18 protein-coding genes are annotated in these 20001 nt (G+C 68.5%); 6 read left to right on the top strand and 12 right to left on the bottom strand.

All coding sequences use genetic code 11. The features are described from left to right. Positions 1 to 48 precede the first annotated feature (48 nt). The gene (locus tag ASG94_RS11565) at positions 49 to 783 is read right to left on the bottom strand and encodes a uracil-DNA glycosylase (RefSeq protein ID WP_162260808.1); all 735 of its coding nucleotides are present in this window, start codon (positions 781 to 783) and stop codon (positions 49 to 51) included. On the opposite strand from ASG94_RS11565, the gene ASG94_RS22660 reads away from it, so the two are divergent. Next, positions 692 to 1840, top strand: coding sequence for a DUF7669 domain-containing protein (locus ASG94_RS22660; protein WP_442938487.1), 1149 nt, complete (start codon positions 692 to 694; stop codon positions 1838 to 1840). The two genes, ASG94_RS11565 and ASG94_RS22660, sit on opposite strands and share 92 nt — an antisense overlap. 531 nt (positions 1841 to 2371) lie before the next feature. Here the strand turns inward: ASG94_RS22660 and ASG94_RS11555 are convergent. Beyond that, on the bottom strand, positions 2372 to 2986 hold the full coding sequence (locus ASG94_RS11555) for a hypothetical protein (protein ID WP_156411560.1): 615 nt from the start codon (positions 2984 to 2986) through the stop codon (positions 2372 to 2374). Positions 2987 to 3441: 455 nt separating this feature from the next. On the opposite strand from ASG94_RS11555, the gene ASG94_RS11550 reads away from it, so the two are divergent. Further along, the gene (locus tag ASG94_RS11550; RefSeq protein ID WP_056926619.1) at positions 3442 to 4218 is read left to right on the top strand and encodes a hypothetical protein; all 777 of its coding nucleotides are present in this window, start codon (positions 3442 to 3444) and stop codon (positions 4216 to 4218) included. Between the two features lie 642 nt (positions 4219 to 4860). On the opposite strand, the gene ASG94_RS11545 is transcribed toward ASG94_RS11550, so the two are convergent. The 3 genes from ASG94_RS11545 to ASG94_RS11535 form a co-directional block, all read right to left on the bottom strand. Beyond that, positions 4861 to 5046, bottom strand: a complete 186-nt coding sequence (locus ASG94_RS11545) for a hypothetical protein (protein ID WP_056926618.1) — start codon at positions 5044 to 5046, stop codon at positions 4861 to 4863. Positions 5047 to 5157: 111 nt separating this feature from the next. Further along, positions 5158 to 6528, bottom strand: coding sequence for an AlbA family DNA-binding domain-containing protein (locus ASG94_RS11540; protein ID WP_056926617.1), 1371 nt, complete (start codon positions 6526 to 6528; stop codon positions 5158 to 5160). A gap of 150 nt (positions 6529 to 6678) precedes the next feature. After that, entirely contained in the window at positions 6679 to 6975 is a 297-nt protein-coding gene (locus tag ASG94_RS11535) for a hypothetical protein (protein ID WP_056926616.1), read from the bottom strand. A 465-nt stretch (positions 6976 to 7440) separates the two neighbouring features. Here ASG94_RS11535 and ASG94_RS11530 point away from each other — a divergent pair, with 465 nt between their 5' ends. Next, positions 7441 to 8541 (top strand): hypothetical protein, encoded by a 1101-nt coding sequence (locus tag ASG94_RS11530; protein WP_200958098.1) that lies wholly within the window; start codon positions 7441 to 7443, stop codon positions 8539 to 8541. 81 nt (positions 8542 to 8622) lie between these two features. Here the strand turns inward: ASG94_RS11530 and ASG94_RS11525 are convergent, their stop codons facing one another. The 5 genes from ASG94_RS11525 to ASG94_RS11505 form a co-directional block, all read right to left on the bottom strand. Next, positions 8623 to 9660, bottom strand: coding sequence for a RelA/SpoT domain-containing protein (locus ASG94_RS11525; RefSeq protein WP_056926614.1), 1038 nt, complete (start codon positions 9658 to 9660; stop codon positions 8623 to 8625). Positions 9661 to 9879: 219 nt separating this feature from the next. After that, positions 9880 to 11340 carry an NAD-dependent succinate-semialdehyde dehydrogenase gene (locus tag ASG94_RS11520; protein ID WP_056926613.1) on the bottom strand — a complete coding sequence of 487 codons (1461 nt, stop codon included), beginning with the start codon at positions 11338 to 11340 and terminating at the stop codon, positions 9880 to 9882. Between the two features lie 232 nt (positions 11341 to 11572). After that, positions 11573 to 12820: a M24 family metallopeptidase gene (locus tag ASG94_RS11515; protein ID WP_056926612.1), complete on the bottom strand. Its 1248-nt coding sequence runs from the start codon at positions 12818 to 12820 to the stop codon at positions 11573 to 11575. A gap of 2 nt (positions 12821 to 12822) precedes the next feature. Then, on the bottom strand, positions 12823 to 13785 hold the full coding sequence (locus ASG94_RS11510) for an NAD(P)-dependent oxidoreductase (protein ID WP_056926611.1): 963 nt from the start codon (positions 13783 to 13785) through the stop codon (positions 12823 to 12825). Positions 13786 to 13801: 16 nt separating this feature from the next. Then, on the bottom strand, positions 13802 to 14902 hold the full coding sequence (locus tag ASG94_RS11505) for an alpha/beta hydrolase family protein (protein WP_056927235.1): 1101 nt from the start codon (positions 14900 to 14902) through the stop codon (positions 13802 to 13804). Between the two features lie 223 nt (positions 14903 to 15125). Between ASG94_RS11505 and ASG94_RS11500 the strand changes: the two genes are divergently transcribed. From ASG94_RS11500 to ASG94_RS11490, 3 genes are read left to right on the top strand one after another with little or no spacing between them, the layout of a single operon-like run. Then, positions 15126 to 16034, top strand: a complete 909-nt coding sequence (locus ASG94_RS11500) for an ABC transporter substrate-binding protein (protein ID WP_056926610.1) — start codon at positions 15126 to 15128, stop codon at positions 16032 to 16034. After that, the gene (locus ASG94_RS11495) at positions 16031 to 17230 is read left to right on the top strand and encodes an MFS transporter (protein ID WP_235537242.1); all 1200 of its coding nucleotides are present in this window, start codon (positions 16031 to 16033) and stop codon (positions 17228 to 17230) included. Before ASG94_RS11500 ends, ASG94_RS11495 begins: the two co-directional genes overlap by 4 nt. A 10-nt stretch (positions 17231 to 17240) precedes the next feature. Then, the gene (locus ASG94_RS11490; RefSeq protein ID WP_235537241.1) at positions 17241 to 18257 is read left to right on the top strand and encodes a LacI family DNA-binding transcriptional regulator; all 1017 of its coding nucleotides are present in this window, start codon (positions 17241 to 17243) and stop codon (positions 18255 to 18257) included. Positions 18258 to 18291: 34 nt separating this feature from the next. Here ASG94_RS11490 and ASG94_RS11485 read toward each other — a convergent pair whose 3' ends face one another. Then, entirely contained in the window at positions 18292 to 18528 is a 237-nt protein-coding gene (locus tag ASG94_RS11485) for a hypothetical protein (RefSeq protein WP_056926608.1), read from the bottom strand. A gap of 11 nt (positions 18529 to 18539) precedes the next feature. Beyond that, positions 18540 to 20000 carry an MFS transporter gene (locus ASG94_RS11480; protein WP_056926607.1) on the bottom strand — a complete coding sequence of 487 codons (1461 nt, stop codon included), beginning with the start codon at positions 19998 to 20000 and terminating at the stop codon, positions 18540 to 18542. Position 20001 lies beyond the last annotated feature (1 nt).

The raw sequence follows: 20001 nt of genomic DNA, 5'->3' as shown, positions 1-20001 counted from the left end.
ATGAGTGGTCGCTCAGGGTGAGGCGGTCATTGGGCCCGCTGCGTCGACTCAATCGAGGATGGTCCAGTCGACGGGGTCGACGTGTCGGCTCGCGAACCAGCGGTTGACCCTGCCGAAGGGATCGGAGCCGCCGAACGCCGGTTCGGCGCCGGCTGTTCGGAGTACCGACATCGGCGACGGGTGGCTGGACGCGAAAACTTCGACCTCGGGCGCCAGGTACTTGCGCATGCCGTGGGCAGGTACTCCCCAAAGCATTGCGGCGATCGGCCGAGCAGTGGCCTCCACCCGGATTGCCTTCGCGGTGGCTACGGCCAGCGGCGACCACCACCGGATATGCCGCTTCGGCCGTGGCTGTATGTCGCAGGGAAGGGTCAGGGAGCGGTTGAGCAGCATGACGCCCTGCTTGGTCCATGAGGTGAGGTCGCCGGTCTTGGGCGGCGAGTACTCGACGGGGAGCTCCCGGAAGATGTTGGCTAGCGAATCCGGCACATCGCCGCCCGGGCCGGTGGAGAAGCTCAAGCCCGTCGCGCGTGCCGGGTTCGGGTAGGGATCCTGTCCGAGGACCAGGACCCGCACTTGGTTGAGGGGCAATTCGAAGGCTCGCCAGATGACCGAGTTCTCATCCTCCTCAACTGGCAGGTAGGGGCCGGCGTCGGCCACCTTCGCCAAGCAGGCCTCGAGCTTGGTGTCGATGCCAGCGTCGGCCGCGCGAAGACCCGCAACCCAGTCGGCGGCGATCCTCCCGTCGCCGGCAAGGCGGTCCAGGATCTGCGCTCCAGTCACGAACGGGAGCGTAGCGCTGGGGACTGTCGCAGAGTCCTTGGACCGAAGAGCATCCTCCGACGCGGAGACGGACGGGGACACTCAAAGCTCGAGTCCTCTGGCGGCGGAGAGACCCGGGTACCACGTGGGCGCGGAGGGCGAAGCGCCGCGCCGAGAAGCTCAGCGATGCCGCAACCTTCACGCCGTTCAAGGTCTTTTTGTGATCACGTTGTGTAAGCCTGAAGGCGTGGATGCAAACGAGCGAGTCACGGTCTGGGACCGATTGCGGGAGTACGTCGAAACTCAATCGGGTCCCTTCACGTCTCAAGAGGCACTGTCGTGGTTCCGACGTCACGCGCCATCCCAAGCCAATGATCGAACCGTGCGCACGCACATCCGCGGGGCGTGCTGGAACGTTGGGGACCGGTCCCAGTTCTCCGGGAAGGAGCCGTTCCTTACCCGGATCGATCGCGGCATCTTTCGGCTAGCCACCCAAGACGAAGTCGAAGACTGGCGCGCCGCCGACGGCACTGAGGTACGGGCAAGCGCACAGCAGGGTCGGACAGCTCGCGCTGACGACTTGGTCGAGCCGGGACCAGCGTCCGGCAGTGCTGCTTCTCCGCCGGAGTCCGCAGAGGTCACGCAGGCGGCGAATGAATGGCACGCGGAAGCAAACGTCCAGGCCGTGTTGGTGACCGCGCTCGCAACCGATGGCTGGCGCATCCTGTCGGTTGCCAACACCGCCACCAAGGAGCACGGCATCGACGTGATTGCTGCTCGGGACGGGCAGACGGTCGGCATCGAGGTCAAGGGCTTCCCCAGCCGCACCTACGCCGACCCCGCTCGTGCCGGCGAGCAAAAACGCGCAAGCCCCAGCACCCAGGCTGGCCACTGGTATTCGCAGGCCGTACTTGCAGCAATGCGCTTACGTGGGAAGGAACCAACCTGGAGCAGCGTGATCGCCCTTCCCGACTTCCCGCGCTACCGGCAGTTGCACTTCGAGACTGCTGGCTCGCTGAGCGCCACAGGCATAGAAGTGTGGTGGATTGACCAGAGTGGGACGCTCCGACGCCGTTGAACCATGCTCGCGGCGAAAGGATCCACATGCAGGGCGCGCAGTTCGCGGCAAATGGCGTGTCCCAACGGTAGGGGCCCGTCCTGCGAGTTGGCGCCGAAGACCTCAGGCGCAACTACGGCGCAGCCGTTCCCTTTGGAGGTGACCAAGATGACAGTCTGTCGTTCGCCCCTCGTCGCGGTCTGCGACCGTTGCGATATGGACGATCGCTACACGAATCACTTCTGCGGCGTCTGTCACACCAAGACAAACCACAAGGTGCTGCCGCTGAAGAGGGATGAGCTGAAACGAACCCTGATGGTCTGCACCAAGTGCGGTAGTCACCGACCCGCCCGCAAAGACTAGAGGCCCCCTGCGGGACTGACCGGCAGTTGCAGCCGGGCATCGCCCACGACGACAGGCGGCGGTATGGGGCAGTTCGCGGATCAGGCTGAAGTTCGCGTTGGAGCTTGGGTCGCACCCCCCATGCGAAATCAGAGTTGGTGTAAGCGGACTGCGGTGGGCACAGCCATGTGACCCGCGAGAACGACCCTGTCAGTACGACCAGAAGATCTGACTGGTGGCGTATGCGGGGTCGTACACGAGGCGACCATGAGCCGGGGCGTCGAACGACAGAAACCCATCTAGGACCTCACCCTTGTTGAGGTTGCTGAAGTAGAGACGTTCGACCTCCATCGGGACGAGACCTGCGTCGCCAACACCCTGGTTGTAGCGCCGGTTCTCGGGGCCGAGGATGTAGAAGTCGGCCGCATTGATTGGCAGGTTGTCGACGCCCGAACTGAACGCCACGTACACGGCGATGAAGCACCCGTGTCTTGCCGTGTAGTACGACGACGGCGAGGCTTGGCACGGCTTGATCTCAGCCTTGATCGCGCCAGAAGCTCCACCACCATCGGCAAGGATGAAGGTCTGCGCGCCGTTGCTTAGGTCCTTGTTGTTCTTGCGCGTCTGATCTAGCAGGCGCTCAGCCTTGGTCAACTTGGGTTTGGTGGGCGGCACGCTCGCTTTTGGAGGCTCTGTGACAGCTGGCGAGGCGGTTACTGTCACCGTGGCAGCCGGTGCGGGGTCGGCACCGGCGGCTCGGCCGCCGCCGCAGCCGGCCAGGGCGAGGCATGCGAGAAGGATCGAGGCACCGAGAGTCCGAGACACCGAACAATTCTCGCGGCTACCGACGGAGTTGGGGTCGGAAACCGAGAACTGGTCGCAGCGACGTCGGCGACTCAGAGCGCACTCGTCGAGGGCCGAGCCGGGGTGTCGAGCACATGCAAGGGTCAGAATCTGCGTTGCCCGGAGCCGAACGCGATAGGCGGCGCTATGAAGCGGGTCTGCCACGGTGGAATCCAGGTAGTCAAGCGAACCGCAAGGTTCCCGCAGCACCGTGGTCGAGCTCTAACAACGGGTCCGAGGAAGCCCCGGTCCAACTGGCCGCAGACACTCATCTCGCGCTTCATGCGGTTCCAGTCGAGTGGCCCTTTGGCCCGATCGCAGGACAGGTCGTCAAACTCGAACGAGAATTCATGGATATGGCTTGGCCACGGGGCTAGGCGTGAACGATGCATGCAGGGTCGGACTGACTCGGTGCAAGGTCGTCCGAGGGGGACAACATGAACGACAACATCGGCACGCCCGAGGAAGGTCGCTCCGACCAGAACGTGCCGGAGCAGACAGGACAGACGCCTGCGGAGGCGGTCGCAGTTCCCGGATCGAGTGCCACATTCTCGGGTGATGCTGACTACTTGTCCGACAACGCTCACGGCGCAAAGCGGCCGGCCCGTTGGGTAGTCGCGACCGTGGTCGCCGCAGTTCTCGTCGTCCTGGGCGCGGTCACGGTCGTGCTCGTCCTGAACCATCGCGCCGATGTCGCTGCCGCCGAACGGCGCGAGGCCGCCGAGCGCAAGCAAGAGGCTGAGGAGAAGGCCGCTGACGAGGCGCGACAAGCCGAAGAAGAGGCCGCCGCTGCGAAGCTCGCTGATGCAGAGTCGCACTACGGCTCATGCCTCGATCAGCTCGACCCTCTGTTGAACTCGCTGCAGACGGTTGACGCCCGACTCGACGTGGGGCTCAACCAGTCCGACCTCTCCGACATGGTGGGAGAGGCGTCGGTCGCATACAACCGCATCGACATCGACGAGCTCGGCACGGGTACCTGCCTGACCGTCGGCGCTCGGTTGGAGAACGCGTTCAATGCATACGCTGGCACAGTCAGTGACTGGAACGACTGCATCTATGACTACGGCTGCGACAACGACGCGCTGACGCCCAGCCTTCAAGCGAAGTGGGCAGAGGCGTCTCGCGCGATCGACAAGGCCGAGCGCTTGCTTGACTCGCTGGACCCGAACAGCTCGTCGTACGACGAAACCACTGCGTCTGACATCGTGTGAGGCGCTGACTGCGTTCGCCGACAGGCGGCGGAAAGACGCACGACGGCGAATGCCATCGTGGTGCGCCGAGCAAGTCGAGAACGAGGACCGGGCGCATGAGAAGCTGCGCCAGAACTACTACCTGCCGGACTGGCGGCATCGTGCTTGTTGCGTGAACCAGCATGCCTGTAACGACCCGCAGGAGGTGGACGGTGACCCTGCCTTCGCCCGACAAGGTTCGGAGCGCCTGAGCACCGTCCTCGTCCGTGTAGGCCACGGCGTGCACGATCCCATTGCGACCTTGAACTGCCCCCCGCGTCTGGCGGCACCATTGGGACAGTCGTCGGCCCTCATCAGTGCCCAAAGCCTCAGCGCGACGATTCAACTCGCCAAGCGCCTTGCCTAGTGACCAGTCCACAAAAGGGTCATCCGAAGGAGCACCATCGATCTCATCGATCGCGTCGCGAATCGCGTGGTGGAGACGGGCCGCTGCCCAGTTGAGGCGGCCCAAGTCCTCGAGCAGCGTGTCGTCGAGCGGCATGCGCGTCACATATGACTCGTAGTCAATCTCTTGTTCCATGCTGTCCACGGATTCACCCTCAACTACAGACAACGAAGTGAGCAACTCAGGCGGCGGAATGGACTACACCGTTCTCAGGGTGGTCAGTCTTTCGGCACGTATACCCGCAACTGGATGCCCTGGTGCTCCTCGAGCTCGTCGTTGTCCACGTAGGTGATCGAGCCACCGCCGACGTCCTCGAAAGGCATCGGGTCCCCTAGAACGGGAAGGTACGAGATCTGGCCGTCCGCCGGGCCTCCGCGCAGAACGACGTTCGGCTTGTTGGGCATGCAGAGACTCTATGACCCACGCCGCCCGGCCACGACGATGACAGGCGGCGGAATGGGGCACATTGCGCATAACCGGTCGTCCGGTCTTACCGGCCCAGTGAGGAGCAAGAGCTACGTGCCGGCGATGGCCGTGTCGGTGGTGACAACGCCGTGTTGTTCAGCCCACGTGACCAGTGGTCCGGCGTCCTGCCAGTACCGAACCCTGATTTCTCCGTCGAGCGAGAGCTGACCCATTTCGGGGATCCCGAACGAGTTGCCCAGTTCGTCGAGTAGTCGCGCGGCGGTGGCGACGAGTGCCGCGCCTGGCTCGGCGATGTCGTCCAGGGCGGCGGCGGTCTCGGCGATAGCGCTGGTGGAGACGCCGTTGCCGCTGCGCGACTCAGCGAAGCCGAATCGTCGTGTGTGCCCGATCTGCACGGTCCTTCCCGGCGAGGGAACGAGCTGGGCCAGGAGGTTGGCTGCCCCTGCGGCGCCGGTGGTGTCGCGCGCGTGCGCTCCGAGGCGGCGCAGCCCGTTCAGCAGGGCCAAGGCAATGATCTCGTCGGGCACGATCTGGTCCTCGACTGGTTCCTCTCCCTCACGATCCCGTTGGCGCAGGCGGTCAGCCAGGTCCCACAGTTCGATTGCGTAGGAACCTGTGCCGTCGGTGTGCAGCTCTGCGTAGCCGTAGTGCGGGAGTGGGGAGTCAGCACGCGCATGAGGACCGTCGCCGACCGTGTACTTGCCCCGCCCGGTGCGGACCCAGGAGAAGTGGGCACCGGCACGTCCGACGTCGAAAAGCTCTCGTCCCGCGTAGTTCTGTCGCATCTCATCTAGGCGCTTCTGGCTGATCTCCAGTGCGCCAGCGTGCTCGGGGACCAGCCCTACGACCACCCATGCTCCGTGATTTCGGTCCACGTTCGCCAGCGCGTCCTTCAGGACCTCGGCCAGACGCACCGCGAGGTTCGACGAGCGCATGTCGCGGCGGCGGTACTCGGCTGCGACTTCCGGTTCGGACAGGTAGCGCGTAGTCGTGCCGTGCCGTATGGGAAAGCGGAATCCGTCGTTGACAATCACGGCGTGCGGAGCGCCACTCGACCGCGGGACCGCCACTAGCCACCATCCGCGACTGGGATCAGCGGTGCTCGGCACCGAGTGGATCTCGACGGCGGGCAGGGGCGCGATGCCCGACGCAAGGATCTGGAGCATCCGGTTTCGTTCGTCGTCGCTGAGTTCGACTCCTGGCGCACTGCTGGCCACAGCGTGGTCATCTTCCTCAACGCCGAGAACGATGAGTCCGCCGGATGCGTTGGCGAGCGATGCGACGTCGCCGCACAGGTCGCGTCGGTCCTTGTCGCTGTTGCCGTACAGCGTGCCCTTGAAGTCGAGATCGAATGCCTCCGGAATCCGGTTATCAACCATCGCCTCGATATTCGCGGCACTCAGGTGGTCTACCGGCGCACCGAGAACGGTGGCCAAGCGTCGTGACCGAAGGATTGCCATGGGCACATCCTGCCCGGACGGTGCGGCACTCCGCGGGCGCATCCTGCCCGGGCGGTGCGATGCAGCAGCCCATCTGGGCTTGGTCGAGCCAGTTGGGTCGACCGGAGCGCGTTCAACGCAGCCATCAAGCGGCGGATGGACGCAGCATCGTTAGCCCTCCGCCAGCGGTTCGGGTCCCACCAGCAGACCCTCTTCAATGCTTGCGCGAATCACCCCACGAAGTTGTCTGACGAAGTGCTCCACGTCGCCGGTGAACTGCCACAGCGAAAGATCGTGCGCCATGTTGGGGCGAACCTTCATCCTTTCGTGCCGGTGGTAGTCGCCGTGTAGTAGCCCGCCGTAGATCAAGTCCTCGATGATCTCCGGCGCGGTTCTCTCGTCTCCGTCGCCCTCATGCGCGAGGATCGCAAGGCCGAGTCCATGGAAGCCCTCTCGATAGCTAGCCACGTTGGCGGCAGGGTCCGGTCGGTCAGAGAGTTCGTCACCGAGTTGAGCACCTTCGGCACATAGACCTGATCCCTCTTGCCGATCGCGAACTTTCGTAGGGCCATCGCCCGCACGACTCGCGCCCACCGATCGGGCCATGGCGTCGGTGAGAACGGAACCAGCAGGAGACTCGGCTCTGTCATCGAGAACGCATTGGCCAAGTCGTCATACTCGTCACCAGGGCGCAGAAGAGCTCGAGTCGGCGAAGTCGGTGGGTGGACACCCACGCGGGGAACGCCAGCCGTGCAGACGTGGATGTCCCGACCGCGACGCGAGCGTCGTCGACGGAGGACAGACCGTTTCCCACGGGTGCTGCGGTGGATCCGGGTTGTCGCGGGACAGAACTAAGCCCCAGGGGCTTGTCGCGCAATCCGAAGATGCCGATAGAGGCCGACCTGGGGCAATGCTGCAACGGTACCATCCCGCATGACTTCGAGCGTGCCTGTCCGCATCGACCCCGCTTGGCTCTCTCGGCCGCGCTTCGCCGAATACGAGGACGCCGCCGGTGGCGATGCGGACGTCGCGAGCCGCCTGTACGAGTGGAACGCGCGAGCGTCGTCTGCTTTGTTTGAGGTGATCCACCACTTCGAAGTCCTGCTACGTAACGCGATCGTTCGCCAACTTGAGCACGACGGCCCAACACCGTTGCTTCCACCGGGCACGCCATGGGTGCAAGGCGCGAAGCGGATTCTCGAGGTCGAAGGGCGACTCAAGCAACTCGGTAAGACCCCGACTGCAGGGCGTATCTATTCCAATGTCACCTTCGGCTTTTGGCGGACGATGTTTGAGAACGAGTACGAGGAACTGTGGCGGCACTCGTTGAAGTTCGTGTTTCGTCACTCCCGAGCCGATCGACCGGTCATCTTGGCCTACCTCGACTCGCTAAACCGCCTCCGGAATCGGATCGCTCACCATGGCAGCCTCATCGAACTTGATGTACGAGGGGAGGTGCAGAAGATCGTTCGGCTCGCAGGCTGGATCGATCCAGAAGCTGCCCGTTGGATGCGGTCTCTCGAACGCGTGACCGCGATCGCCCAAGAGAGACCGATCGACCCACCTCGCAACGTGATCGTCGTCCCTGCCGGGGAGGCATGGGAGCTCTACGAGACTTACAAGCAGAACGTTTACATCTTTCCGGCGGGTCGATCGGTCCGGGTTGTAGACCATCTTGCGTTCTACGCGGACCAAGAAGTGAAACCGGTGATTCCAAGAATCCTTGAGTGGTTCGATGCCATCGATTGGAGTAAGCAGAACGCCGCACGTTTGCTAAAGACGGGCGATCCGCTCGACAAGATCGTTGGGAGTGCCATCTCGACCACGAAGGCGAGGAAGCCGCGGGTGTGGGACGGAAGCGTCTACCAGGTCTTCGTCCTTTCGGGACCCCGTGATTCAGAGACGCAGACGCTTCCGGCCCCTATCACCCACAGCCGTCGCGGCAGAGGAAGTGCCTTTGCGCAGGGGCAGCGCTATCACGCGATGTCCGAATTGCTTACGGCGCGAGACACCGCCGACCTGGCACGAGCTTGATGCTTGGCCGGGAACGTAGCTGAGACGCATCGAAGGATTGCCGGCAGAACTTTTTCGACCGCGGCCAATGCCCCGGTGGCCCTAGTCCATGCGGCCCTCGAGGCGTGATGTCACAAACTCGGTGAACCTGCCGGTGTCGGCGTAGTAGTTGGGGTATGCCTCTCGCAGTTGGCTGATACGGGCGATGTTGACCAGCACCGCGTCGAGGTCATCGTCCTCCAACGCCTCCAACTCGGTCAGGCGGGCCTGAGCGAGGGCCAGAGTCTCGTGGACCGTAACCGTCAGGCGGCCCTCCCGACGCCAGAGTTCCAGGGTCAGCACGTTGCGGCGGTCGCTCGTCGCATGGTCGCCCACGAGCGACTCGTACGTCCGCAGCCGCCCGACGACGTTGTGGTCTTGTTCCAACCGCGCCAGCTCTCCCAGCAGGTCCTCCGCCGGCGCGTCGGCGCCCGGCACCGGGGCGACCCCCTCCTCGTGCGCCATGAGGGAGGACACGACGACGAAGAACCGGAGGACCTCCGGGTCGCCCTTGCCGTACTTCAGCTCGCTGCCGGAGAAGAGGTCCATCGTCTCGACAGCCGTCGCCCACGCGTGCTGCAGTTGTGTGCGGACCTGCAGTTCGATCTGCAGGCCGTGGTACTCCTCCTTGGAGGCCCCGTACTCGTACACGAGATGGACGCCGCGGTACCCGGAGTCGCGCGGGCCCGGATCCTCGCGCAGGTAGTCGTAGACCCGGTTGACCGGGTTGCTACTCCTCGGCGAGTCACGTAGGACCTCGACGAGTTCGTCGACCTCGGCGACGCTCTCCAGCACGACCCGGCAGCCGCCGAGGTCCTGCATCGTTGTCACGCTCATCGAAGGGTGGCGCTTCAACTTGTCCAGGATCGTCGGCATGCGCTTGTGGCGCTGCGCGACGACTGCGTCGGAGTTCACGGCCAGCGCCCGCGCCTTTACGGTGACCGTCACGGTGTTGAGAGGAAACGCGTGGGCGAGACGGTAGTTGCTCAGGACGTCCCGCGCCGCGGCGGTCTCCTCGGGCGTGCCCTGCCCCTTGCCGACGATCTTGCTCGCCTTGCGCACTTGGCTGTTGCTGTGTTCGGGGACCGCCCACTTCTTCATGGCCGCGACCGTACCGGCCGCCGCCGACAGCCACCTCCCAATTGCGCGCCGGGCCAGCGAGAGTCGCACCCCCCGGCGGGGACTCGCACCAGACCGAGTCTCTTCTCGCCGCCACGACGGTCGCGAACGTGCGAGCCTTCTCGCGCGTCATTCTGGGCGAACTGGGCTAGAGATCGCGCGCCCGTCCCACCAATCGCAGTGCGTGCCGGAGAACTCAGGTCACCACGACACAGCGACGTACTTGCTCTCCATGTAGTCCAGCATTCCCTCGTGCCCACCCTCGCGCCCGATGCCCGACTGCTTCGTGCCGCCGAAGGGGGCGGCCGGGTCGGAGACGAGGCCCCGGTTGAGGCCCACCATGCCGGCGTCGAGCCGTTCGCTGACGCGCAGGCCGCGAGCGAGGTCCTGGGTGTAGACGTAGGAGACCAGGCCGTACTCGGTGTCGTTGGCCATCGCGATGGCGTCGTCCTCGTCGGTGAAGGTCAGCACGGGGGCGACCGGGCCGAAGATCTCCTCCCCCAGGATGTCCGCGCCGCGCGGGACGTCGAGCAGCACGGTCGGGGAGTAGTAGAAGCCCTCCCGGTCCGGGCGCTCGCCGCCGAGCACGACCCGAGCGCCGGCCGAGACCGCGCCCCTGACCAGCTCGTCGACCTTGGCCGCGGACTCCTCGTTGACCAACGGACCCACCTGGGTGTCGTCGTCGGTGCCGGGGCCGACGGTCAGCGCCTTCATCCGCTCCGCCAACCGGCGGCTGAAGTCCTCCGCCACGTCGGCGTGGACGTAGAAGCGGTTGGCCGCCGTGCACGCCTCACCGGCGTTGCGCATCTTGGCGATCATCGCGCCGTCGATCGCGGCATCCATGTCGGCGTCCTCGAAGACCAGGAACGGCGCGTTGCCGCCCAGCTCCATCGAGCAGTTGACGACCTGGTCGGCCGCCTCCTTGAGGAGCACGCGGCCCACCTCGGTCGAGCCGGTGAAGGAGAGCTTGCGGACCCGCGGGTCGTGGACCATCGCCGAGACCACCGCGCCCGATCGGCGCGCCGGCAGCACCGACACCACGCCCTCGGGGACGCCGGCATCGGCCAGGATCTTGGCCATCAGCAGCGCCGTCAGGGGCGTGTCTGAGGCGGGCTTGAGGATCACCGTGCAGCCGGCCGCCAGCGCCGGGCCGATCTTGCGGGTCGCCATCGCGGCCGGGAAGTTCCACGGGGTCACCAGCACCGCGATGCCCACAGGCTGCTGGAGCACCAGGATCCGGTTGGCGCCGGACGGGGCGGTCATCACCGTGCCCGAGGCGCGCACGGCCTCCTCGGAGTACCAGCGGAAGAACTCCGCGGCGTACGCCGTCTCGCCGCGCGCGTCGGGCAGCGCCTTGCCGTTCTCCAGGGAGATCAGGTGCGCGATCTCGTCGGCCCGCTCTGTCATCAGCTCCCACGCCTTGCGGAGGATCTCGGCGCGCTCGCGCGGGGAGGTGGCCGCCCACGACGCCGCGGCGGCGTCGGCCGCATCCACGCACGCCATCGCGTCGTCGACCGTGCCGTTGGCGACCGAGGTGATGACGTCGCCGGTCGCGGGGTCGAGCACGTCGAAGCGGCCGCCGTCGGAGGCGGCGCGCTCGACGCCACCCACCCACAGGTCGAGCGGCAGGTCGGCGACGGAGGAGAGCGAGAAGTCAGCCACGGGTGGAGCCTTTCGGAGTTGGGGTCTTGGTTTCGACACGGCGCTGGCGCGCCTGCTCAACCAGCGACGACCTTTCAGGTGGGACGGGTTCTTTGGTTTCGACACGGCGCTGGCGCGCCTGCTCAACCAGCGACGACCTTTCGGGTGGGACGGGTTCTTGGTTTCGACACGGCGCTGGCGCGCCTGCTCAACCGGCGAAGCGCTGGCGCGCCTGCTCAACCGGCGACGACGACTAGTAGGGGTTGGTGACGAACAGCTCCTGCGCCGGGAAGAGCGTGAGGATGCGGGGACCGTCCTCGGTGATGACGATCTCCTCCTCGATCCGCGCGGCGGAGAGGCCGTCGCCCGCCGGGCAGTAGGTCTCCAGGGCGAAGACCATGCCGACCTTGAGCTCGACCGGCTCCTTCATCGAGTTGAGCCGCGAGATGATCGGCCGCTCGTGCAGGCCGAGGCCGAGGCCGTGGGCGAACTGCAGGCCGAAGGCCTCCATCTCGCTGCCGAAGCCGAACTCCTCGGCCTTGGGCAGCAGCGCGGCCACCTCGTCGGTGCCGACGCCGGCCTTGATGCCGTCGATGCCGCGGTCCATCCACTCCCGCGCCCGGGTGTAGGCGTCGCGCTGCGCCGGCGTCGAGCTGCCGACCGCGAAGGTGCGGTAGTAGCAGGTCCGGTAGCCGTTGAAGGAGTGGATGATGTCGAAGAACGCCTGGTCACCCGGGCGGATCAGGCGGTCGGTGAAGTTGTGCGGGTGCGGGTTGCAGCGCTCGCCGGAGATCGCGTTGACGGCCTCGACCTGGTCGGAGCCCATCTCGTAGAGCCGCTTGTTGGCCAGCGCCACGATCTCGTTCTCCCGGACGCCGGGCTTCAGCGCCTCGGTGATGTCCTGGTAGACGCCGTCGACCATCGCGGCGGCCTGGTTGAGCAGCATGATCTCGTCGCCGCTCTTGATGCAGCGCGCGTCGAGCATCAGCTGCTGGGCGTCGACGACCGTGAGGCCTTGGCGCTGCATCTCGAAGAGGAACGGCGGCTCCACGATGTCCATGCCGACGGGCATGTCGGCCACCCCGGCCTCGGTCAGCAGGGACTTGATCTCCGCGACGGCGTCGACCATCAGCCCCACCGACGGCGCGACCGCGCCGCGGAAGCCGAGGAAGCCGGCGCGGTAGTTCTCCTCCGGCACCCACTGCGAGTAGATCTTGTGGTGCTTGACCGCCGACCCGAAGTCCCACAGGACCGGGTCCTTGCCGCGGGCCAGCAGCGCGTAGCGGATCATCTTGTCGCCGAGCGCGCCGCCGATCCAGGTCTGGGTCGTGTAGCGGATGTTGTAGAAGTCGAAGAGCAGGAACGCGCCGCACTCGCTGCTGTCCAGGGCCTCCTTGGCCCGGGCGATGCGGTATCGCCGGAGCCGGTCGAAGTCGACCCGCTCCTCGTAGTCGACGCCCATGTGCCCCGGCGCCGACAGCGGGCGGTCCGGCGTGCTCATGCTCAGGCCTCGTCGGCCGCGGACAGGCCGTCGTCGACGGGGGTGTCCTCCGGCTTGAGCTCGAGCCCCGACAACATCGCCTGCTGGTCGAGCAGGATCGCGAAGTCCTCGTCGACCCGACCGCTGCTCACGGTCCCCTGCACGGCGGCGGCGGCCGCGGCCGCCACGGGCATCGGTACGTCGAGCTCGTGCGCCGCCGCGAAGCCGAGGTCGAAGTCCTTGCGCAGCAGGATCGGGGTGAAGGTCGGCGTGTAGTCGAGGTGCACGAACGCCGGGCTCTTGTAGGTCGTGAAGACCGACCCCATCACTGACTTGTTGAGGAACTCCAGGAACGCCGCCCGCGACATCCCGCCCTTCTCGGCGAGGACGGTGATCTCCGCGAGGTTCTGGGTGACGACGCCGAGCATCACGTTGTGGCAGATCTTGGCGAGGCGGGCGAGCTCGCCCTCCCCGACGTACGTCGCGCCCTTGCCGAGGTGGTCGAGCAGCGGCGCCACGCGCTGGTAGGTCTCCTCGGGACCCGAGACCACGAGGCTCAGGCCACCGGCCCGGACCACCTTGCCGTTGCCGCTCACCGGGGAGGCGAGGAAGGCGACCCCACGCTCGGCGCAGGCCGCGCGCATCGCGGCGGACGACTCGGTGGAGACGGTCGAGCAGTCGACGACGCAGCCGGGGACGTGGTCCGGGTCGGCCAGCAGGCCGTCGGGGCCGGTCAGCACCTGCTCGAGGTCGGCCGGCGTCGAGACCATCGTGAAGACCACGTCGTGCCCGCGCAGGTCGGCGATCGTGTCGGCGACCGCGCAGCCCACCTCGGTGAGCGCCTCGGCCTTGGCGCGGGTGCGGTTCCAGACGGTGACGTCCTCCCCCGCCTTCGCCAGCCGCGAGGCCATCGCGGAGCCCATCCGGCCCGCGCCGATCCAGCCGACCCGCAGGGATCCGGGCGTGTGAGCGTCGGTGGTGTCCATGAATCAGCCTGCCTTCTCAGCGGTACTCAGCGGTGGTGGGAAAACGTGGTTCGGAGGCGCCGAGCAGCCGGGCGGCCAGCCAGTCGGCGGTGATCGGGCGGTGCTGCGGCGCGACGTTGGCGCAGCCGTGGTTGCCGTCCTCGAGCATCAGCAGCGTGGTCGGGCCGGCGACGGCGTCGCGCATCCGCACGGCGTTCTCCCACGGGATCAACCGGTCCTGCCGGCCGAAGACGATCAGCAGCGGGGCGACCAGGTCGGACGCCGCCGGCGCCAGGTCGAGCTCGAGAGCCCGCTGGCGCGCCTGCTCGTCGTCGGCCGCGCCCGAGCGGTGGCGGAGCGTGTCGCGGGTGAGCTGCGGCAGGCCGGACCAGTACTCCCCGAAGTTGAAGGGACCCGCCAGCGAGACGCACGCGCTCACCCGGTCGCCCAGGGCGGCGGCGACGCGCGGGGCGTAGTAGCCGCCGAGGCTGACGCCCCACACCGCCAGCCGGCTGCGGTCGAGGTCGGGCTGGGTGCCGATCGCGTCCCAGACCACCTCGGCGACGGGCGCCCAGTCGCCGCGAAGCGGCAGGTCGTACTCAGCCTCGCCCTGCCCGGGACCGTCGAGGGTGACCGTGGCCATCCCGCGGTCGAGGAAGGTCTGCTCGGTCGACCCGAGCTCCTCCTTGGTGGAGTCGAGCCCCGGCAGCAGGAGGACGACGGGGTGCGGTCCGTCGCCGTACGGCGTCCGCACCACCGCCACCAGCCGCGACCCCTCGAAGAGGATCTCCAGCCGTCGGCCCGGCGGGTCGAGGTGGGGCAGCGCGTCGGTGAGGCAGGCGACCGCCCGCTCGTGCGCGGCGCGCATCTGGGCGGGGTCGGTGACGAAGACGAACTTGGCGAAGTGGTGGTAGACCGCGGCGCGCGCCAGGTGCTCCCCCGCCGAGCGCGTGCGGTCCTCGGCGAGCGCGTCGCGGCCGAGCGCCTCGTGGGCGGAGCCCTCGCCGGTCCAGGCGCGGCACCAGTCGTCCCAGCGCTCGATGCCGGCCGTGATCCGGGTGAAGTCGGCCGCGGTGACGCCGTTGGTCGTGAACCGCGGACCCCAGTGGGCGACGGCGGAGGCCACCAGCTCGTCCATCGTCACCTCCCGGGTCGGTCGCGTCCGGCGACCCGTGCGGCCGCTCACTGCAATCGAGTGCAGCCTGACCGTCACCCCACCGGATGTCAAGCGCCGGGCGTGCCCGGGCCGCCATACGAGGCTCCCGATCGAGCCACGGGACGGCCGCGGGCTGCAATCGACTGCACTTTCCGGTAGCGTGCCCGCGGCTGGCACTGCGCCGGCCGGCGAGGCAGGAGGGGACATGGCGCTCGCGCGTGCGGTGGAGCTCGGATCGTTCACGCCGTCGGTCGTGCTGGAGGTCGCGCGTCGTACCGGGGCCCTCGCCGCCGCCGGGCTGGAGGTCTTCGAGCGGGGGGTCACGTCGTCTCCGGCGCAGTTCCGCTCCCTCATCGACGACGAGCTGCACGTCGGCCTGACCAACCCCGACAACGTGCTCGCCTACCGCTTCGACCCGGGCAACCCCCTCGGCGAGCTGGTCGACGCGCGCATCCTGGCCGGCGTCGACCGCGGCCTGGGCCTCGGCGTCTGGGCCCGGCCCGGCACCGGCCTCGACGACCTGCGCGGTGCCAGGGTCGGCGTCGACGTGCCCGGCTCCGGCTTCGCGCTCGCGCTCTTCACGCTCCTCGAGCGCCGCGGGCTGGCCCGTGACGAGTACGAGGTGGTCAAGCTCGGGTCGACGCCCCAGCGGCTCCGGGCCCTGCTCGACGGCGACTGCGCGGCCACCATGCTCGGGGCCGGCAACGAGCTCACCGCCGAGGCCGCCGGGTACACGCTCGTCGCCAGCGTGCGCGACGAGCTCTCCCCCTACCTCGCCACCGTGGTCTGCGTCGTGCGCGACGAGCACCTCGAGGTGGGCCACGACCTCGCCGACGTCCTCACCGCGACCTCCGCCGGCATCGTCGGCGGCGCGCTGGCCGACACCGCGGTCAAGGCGGCGGCCGCCCGGCTCGGGCTCGACGACGAGCTCGCGCAGCGGTACGTCGACCGGCTGGCCGACCCGCTCGACGGCCTGGTCGTCGACGGCGCGGTCGACCCCGCGGCACTGCGCACCGTGCTCGACCTGCGTCGCCACTGGCTGCCCCGGGTGGTCGACGGCCGCGACGTGCTGGCCGGGGCACTGGACGACCCCGGCCTCGTGGTGCGCCGGTGAGCGGGGCGCCGCAGGGCGAGGTGGCGACGACCGGGCGGATCTCGCCGCTGCGGCTGCTGCAGGTCACCACCCTGGTCAGCACCCTCGACCGCTTCGCGATGCCGCCGATGCTGGTCGCGATCGCGGCGAGCCTCGACGTACCCCTCACCCAGGTGGTCACCGCCGCCGGCGCCTACTTCCTGGTCTACGGCCTCGGCCAGCCGCTGTGGGGCTTCGCCTCCGACCGCTACGGCCGGGTCCGGACCCTGCGCACCAGCCTGGTGGTGGCGGGCCTGCTGAGCCTGGTCTCCGCGCTGAGCCCGACGGTGCTGGTGCTCGGCATCCTGCGCGGGCTCGCCGGCGGCTTCTTCGGCGCGGCGTACCCCTCGGCGCTGATCTACCTCGGCGACACCGTCGCCCCGGCCCGCCGCCAGCAGGCGATCACCGGGCTGATGGTCGGGGTCGCGGTCGGCACCGCCACCGCGTCGGCCGGGGCGGGACTGCTCGCGGACGTCGCGTCGTGGCGCATCCCCTTCGTCCTCACCGGCAGCGCGGCGCTCGTGCTGTCCGTCCTGCTGGCCCGGCTGCCGGAGCCGGCCGGAAGCGGGGAGCGGGCCACGGCGTGGACCTCCCTGGCGACGGTCGCCCGGTCGCGGGTCACCCTGCTCGTCCTCTTCTTCGCCTTCGTCGAGGGCGTCGTGCTGCTGGGGGCGCTGACCCTGCTGCCCACAGCGGTGGAGAGTGCCGGGGCATCGACGACCGTGGCCGGCGCGGTCACCGGCGTCTACGGCATCGCGGTGCTCCTCGGCTCCTCCTCGGTGGGACGCCTCTCGCTCGCCTGGCACCCGGCCCGGCTGATCCTGCTGGGCGCCGCGTGCGCCGCGCTCGCCACCGGCCTGCTCGCGGTGTCGCAGCGACCGGAGGTGGCCGTGGTGTCGGCCGTGTTGCTCGGCATCGCGTGGCCGGCCATGCACTCCTCGCTGCAGACCTGGGCCACCGAGGTGCTGCCCGCGGCCCGCGCCGTGGTCGTCTCGCTCTTCGCCGCGTCGCTCTTCGTCGGCAGCGCCCTCGGCGCGATCGCGGTGGCCGGCCTGGTCGACGCGGGCCGCTTCACGGTCGTGTACGGCGCGTACGCCGCGCTCGCCGTACCGCTCGGGATCGGCGCGTGGGCCGCCCGGAGACGCTGGCGGCGTCCGGTCCCGGTCGGCGAACCCTAGGATGCCTGCTGTGCAGACCCCCACGCTCCGGGACGTGGCAGACGCCGCCGGGGTCCACCCCGCGACCGCCTCCCGTGCCCTCAACCCCGCGACCCGTGGGCTGGTCAACGCCGAGACGGCGCGGCGGGTGATGAAGGTCGCCGAGGGCCTCGGCTACCGACCCAACCCGATGGCGCGGGGGCTGAAGACCGCCAAGTCGGCCACCGTCGGGCTGGTCATCCCCGACCTGACCAACCCGCTCTTCCCGCCGATCGTGCGCGGCATCGAGGACGTCCTGGAGCCGGCCGGCTACAGCGGCCTCATCGTCAACACCGACAACGACCCCCAGCGCGAGCAGGCGCAGATCGAGCTGCTGCGCTCGCGCCAGGTCGAGGGGCTGATCGTGGCGACCGCGCTGCTCGACCACCCGCTCATGGCCCAGCTGCAGCGCGAGGGCGTGCCGATGGTGATGGTCAACCGTCGCCCCGACGGGCTCGACATCCCCTCGATCACCCCCGACGACGCCGCAGGCATCGAGATGGCGGTCGCGCACCTCGCCGACCTCGGTCACCGCCGGATCGGCCACCTCGCCGGACCGGCGTCCACCTCCACCGGCGTCGCCCGCCGGCGCGCCTTCCGCAACGCGGTGCGCGACCGGGACCTCGACGTGGACCCGGCGCTCGTCGTCACCTGCGAGCACTGGACCGAGGAGTCCGGTGCGGCCGCCCTGCGCCGGCTGCTCGACGCGCGACCGGACGTCACCGCGGTGGTCGCGGGCAACGACCTCATCGCCCTCGGCTGCTACGACGTCTTCTCCGAGCGGGGCATCGACTGCCCGCGCGAGATGAGCGTGGTCGGCTTCAACGACATGCCGTTCCTCGACAAGCTCGCGCCGCCGCTGACGACCCTGGCGATCCCGCACCAGCAGATCGGGGCCGAGGCGGCACGGATGCTGCTCGACGCCATCGCCGAGCCGGACCGGGCGGCCCGCTCGGTGCTGCTGCCGCTGTCGCTCGTCGTCCGCGGCAGCACCGCTCCCCCGGCCTGACCCGCACCCCCAGCGAAACTCGGCGAGGCGGGGCTCAGGAGCTGGCGAGGGCGCCGTCCGTGCCACGCCGGACCAGGCCCTCGGTCAGGGCGACCGCCACGGCGTGCTCGAAGCGCCCGTCGTCCCAGAAGCGCGCGCCGAGGACCTCCTCGAGCCGGGTGACCGGGGCGGGCCCCTCCTCGCGCAGGGCCCGGACGACCTGCTGCACCTCGTGTCGGGTCTGCGGGTCGCTGCGACCGTCGGTGGTCGGGTTGGGCGGCGGCATGGGCATGTCGGCTCCTCTCAGGCGCTGGCGGTCTGGGCGTCCTCGGCGGTGAGCGGCTGGGCGATCGACTCCAGGGACCGGCCCTCGGCCTTCACCCCGAGGACGATCTCGGTGATGCCGCCGATGACCATGAGCGCGGCACCGATGAAGTAGCCGATCGCGATGCCGCTGATGTCCTTGTCGGCCGTGGCGTTCTCGATGAGCCGGCCGAAGAGCAGCGGCCCGCTGATGCCGCCCGCCGCCGTACCGATCGCGTAGAAGAACGCGATGCACAGGGCGCGCGTCTCCATCGGGAACACCTCGGAGGCGGTGAGGTACGCCGCGCTGGCCCCGGCGGAGGCGAAGAAGAAGATCACCGCGCCGAAGAGGGTCAGCGTGACCGCGGTCAGGTCGCCCAGCATGAAGCCCGCGATGGCGAGCAGGACCCCGGACAGGATGTAGGTGCCGGCGATCATCCGCACCCGGCCCAGGGAGTCGAAGAGCGGGCTGAGCAGCAGGGCCCCGGCGAAGTTGGAGAGCGCGAAGACCGCGATGTACCAGCCGGTCTGCTTCACGTCGAGGAACGTGGAGAGGGTGTCGCCGTAGGTGAAGAAGAAGGCGTTGTAGAGGAACGCCTGGCCGATGAAGAGCGTCAGGCACAGGATCGAGCGCCGCGGGTAGAGCGTGAACACCGTCTTGGCGATCGTCGGGATGCTGATGGTCGTGCGCTGGCGGATGGTGATCGAGTCGTCGTCGGCGTCGGGGAGGTCGCCGACGTCGTCGCGGACCTCGCGCTCGATGCCCCGGACGATCTCCTCGCCCTCGTCCTCGCGGCCGTGGATGAACAGCCACCGCGGGCTCTCCGGCACGTGGCGGCGTACGACGAGGATGCCGACCGCGAGGATCGCGCCGAGGCCGAAGGCGAGTCGCCAGCCCCACTCGGCGCTGATCACGGTGGGGTCGAGCAGCGGGATGGTGAGCAGCGCACCGCCGGCCGCGCCGACCCAGAAGGAGCCGTTGATGGCGACGTCGACGCGACCGCGGTACTTCTTGGGGATCAGCTCGTCGATCGCCGAGTTGATGGCGGCGTACTCGCCACCGATGCCGGCGCCGGTGACGAAGCGGGCCGCGAAGTACCACCAGATCGTCATCGAGAAGGCGGTCGCGACGGTGGCCACGGTGTAGACGCCGAGCGTGATGAGGAACAGCTTCTTGCGGCCCATCCGGTCGGTGAGCTGGCCGAAGAACAGGGCACCGATGCAGGCGCCGGCGACGTAGATCGCGCCGGCCATGCCGATGTCGGCGCTGCTCATGCCGAGGCCGGTCGTGGGGTCCTTGAGGGCATCCGACATGGACCCGACGATGGTGACCTCGAGGCCGTCGAGGATCCACACCGTCCCGAGGCCGATCACCACCATCCAGTGGAACCGCGACCACGGCAGCCGGTCGAGCCGGGCGGGGATGTCGGTCGTGATCGTGCCGGTCTCGACGCCACTCATC

The sequence above is a fragment of the Nocardioides sp. Soil805 genome (assembly GCF_001429625.1).
Taxonomy (GTDB): domain Bacteria; phylum Actinomycetota; class Actinomycetes; order Propionibacteriales; family Nocardioidaceae; genus Nocardioides.
Note: the sequence above shows the minus strand (reverse complement) of the source record. Positions and strands in the feature narration are given on the sequence as shown.

Excerpts from the sequence above, each read along its gene's own strand:
- ASG94_RS22660 (WP_442938487.1), top strand. The coding sequence starts at position 692 with ATGCCAGCGTCGGCCGCGCGAAGACCCGCAACCCAGTCGGCGGCGATC.
- ASG94_RS11550 (WP_056926619.1), top strand. The coding sequence starts at position 3,442 with ATGAACGACAACATCGGCACGCCCGAGGAAGGTCGCTCCGACCAGAAC.
- ASG94_RS11545 (WP_056926618.1), bottom strand. The coding sequence starts at position 5,046 with ATGCCCAACAAGCCGAACGTCGTTCTGCGCGGAGGCCCGGCGGACGGC.
- ASG94_RS11540 (WP_056926617.1), bottom strand. The coding sequence starts at position 6,528 with ATGGCAATCCTTCGGTCACGACGCTTGGCCACCGTTCTCGGTGCGCCG.
- ASG94_RS11530 (WP_200958098.1), top strand. The coding sequence starts at position 7,441 with ATGACTTCGAGCGTGCCTGTCCGCATCGACCCCGCTTGGCTCTCTCGG.
- ASG94_RS11525 (WP_056926614.1), bottom strand. The coding sequence starts at position 9,660 with ATGAAGAAGTGGGCGGTCCCCGAACACAGCAACAGCCAAGTGCGCAAG.
- ASG94_RS11515 (WP_056926612.1), bottom strand. The coding sequence starts at position 12,820 with ATGAGCACGCCGGACCGCCCGCTGTCGGCGCCGGGGCACATGGGCGTC.
- ASG94_RS11510 (WP_056926611.1), bottom strand. The coding sequence starts at position 13,785 with ATGGACACCACCGACGCTCACACGCCCGGATCCCTGCGGGTCGGCTGG.
- ASG94_RS11505 (WP_056927235.1), bottom strand. The coding sequence starts at position 14,902 with ATGGACGAGCTGGTGGCCTCCGCCGTCGCCCACTGGGGTCCGCGGTTC.
- ASG94_RS11500 (WP_056926610.1), top strand. The coding sequence starts at position 15,126 with ATGGCGCTCGCGCGTGCGGTGGAGCTCGGATCGTTCACGCCGTCGGTC.
- ASG94_RS11485 (WP_056926608.1), bottom strand. The coding sequence starts at position 18,528 with ATGCCCATGCCGCCGCCCAACCCGACCACCGACGGTCGCAGCGACCCG.
- ASG94_RS11480 (WP_056926607.1), bottom strand. The coding sequence starts at position 20,000 with ATGAGTGGCGTCGAGACCGGCACGATCACGACCGACATCCCCGCCCGG.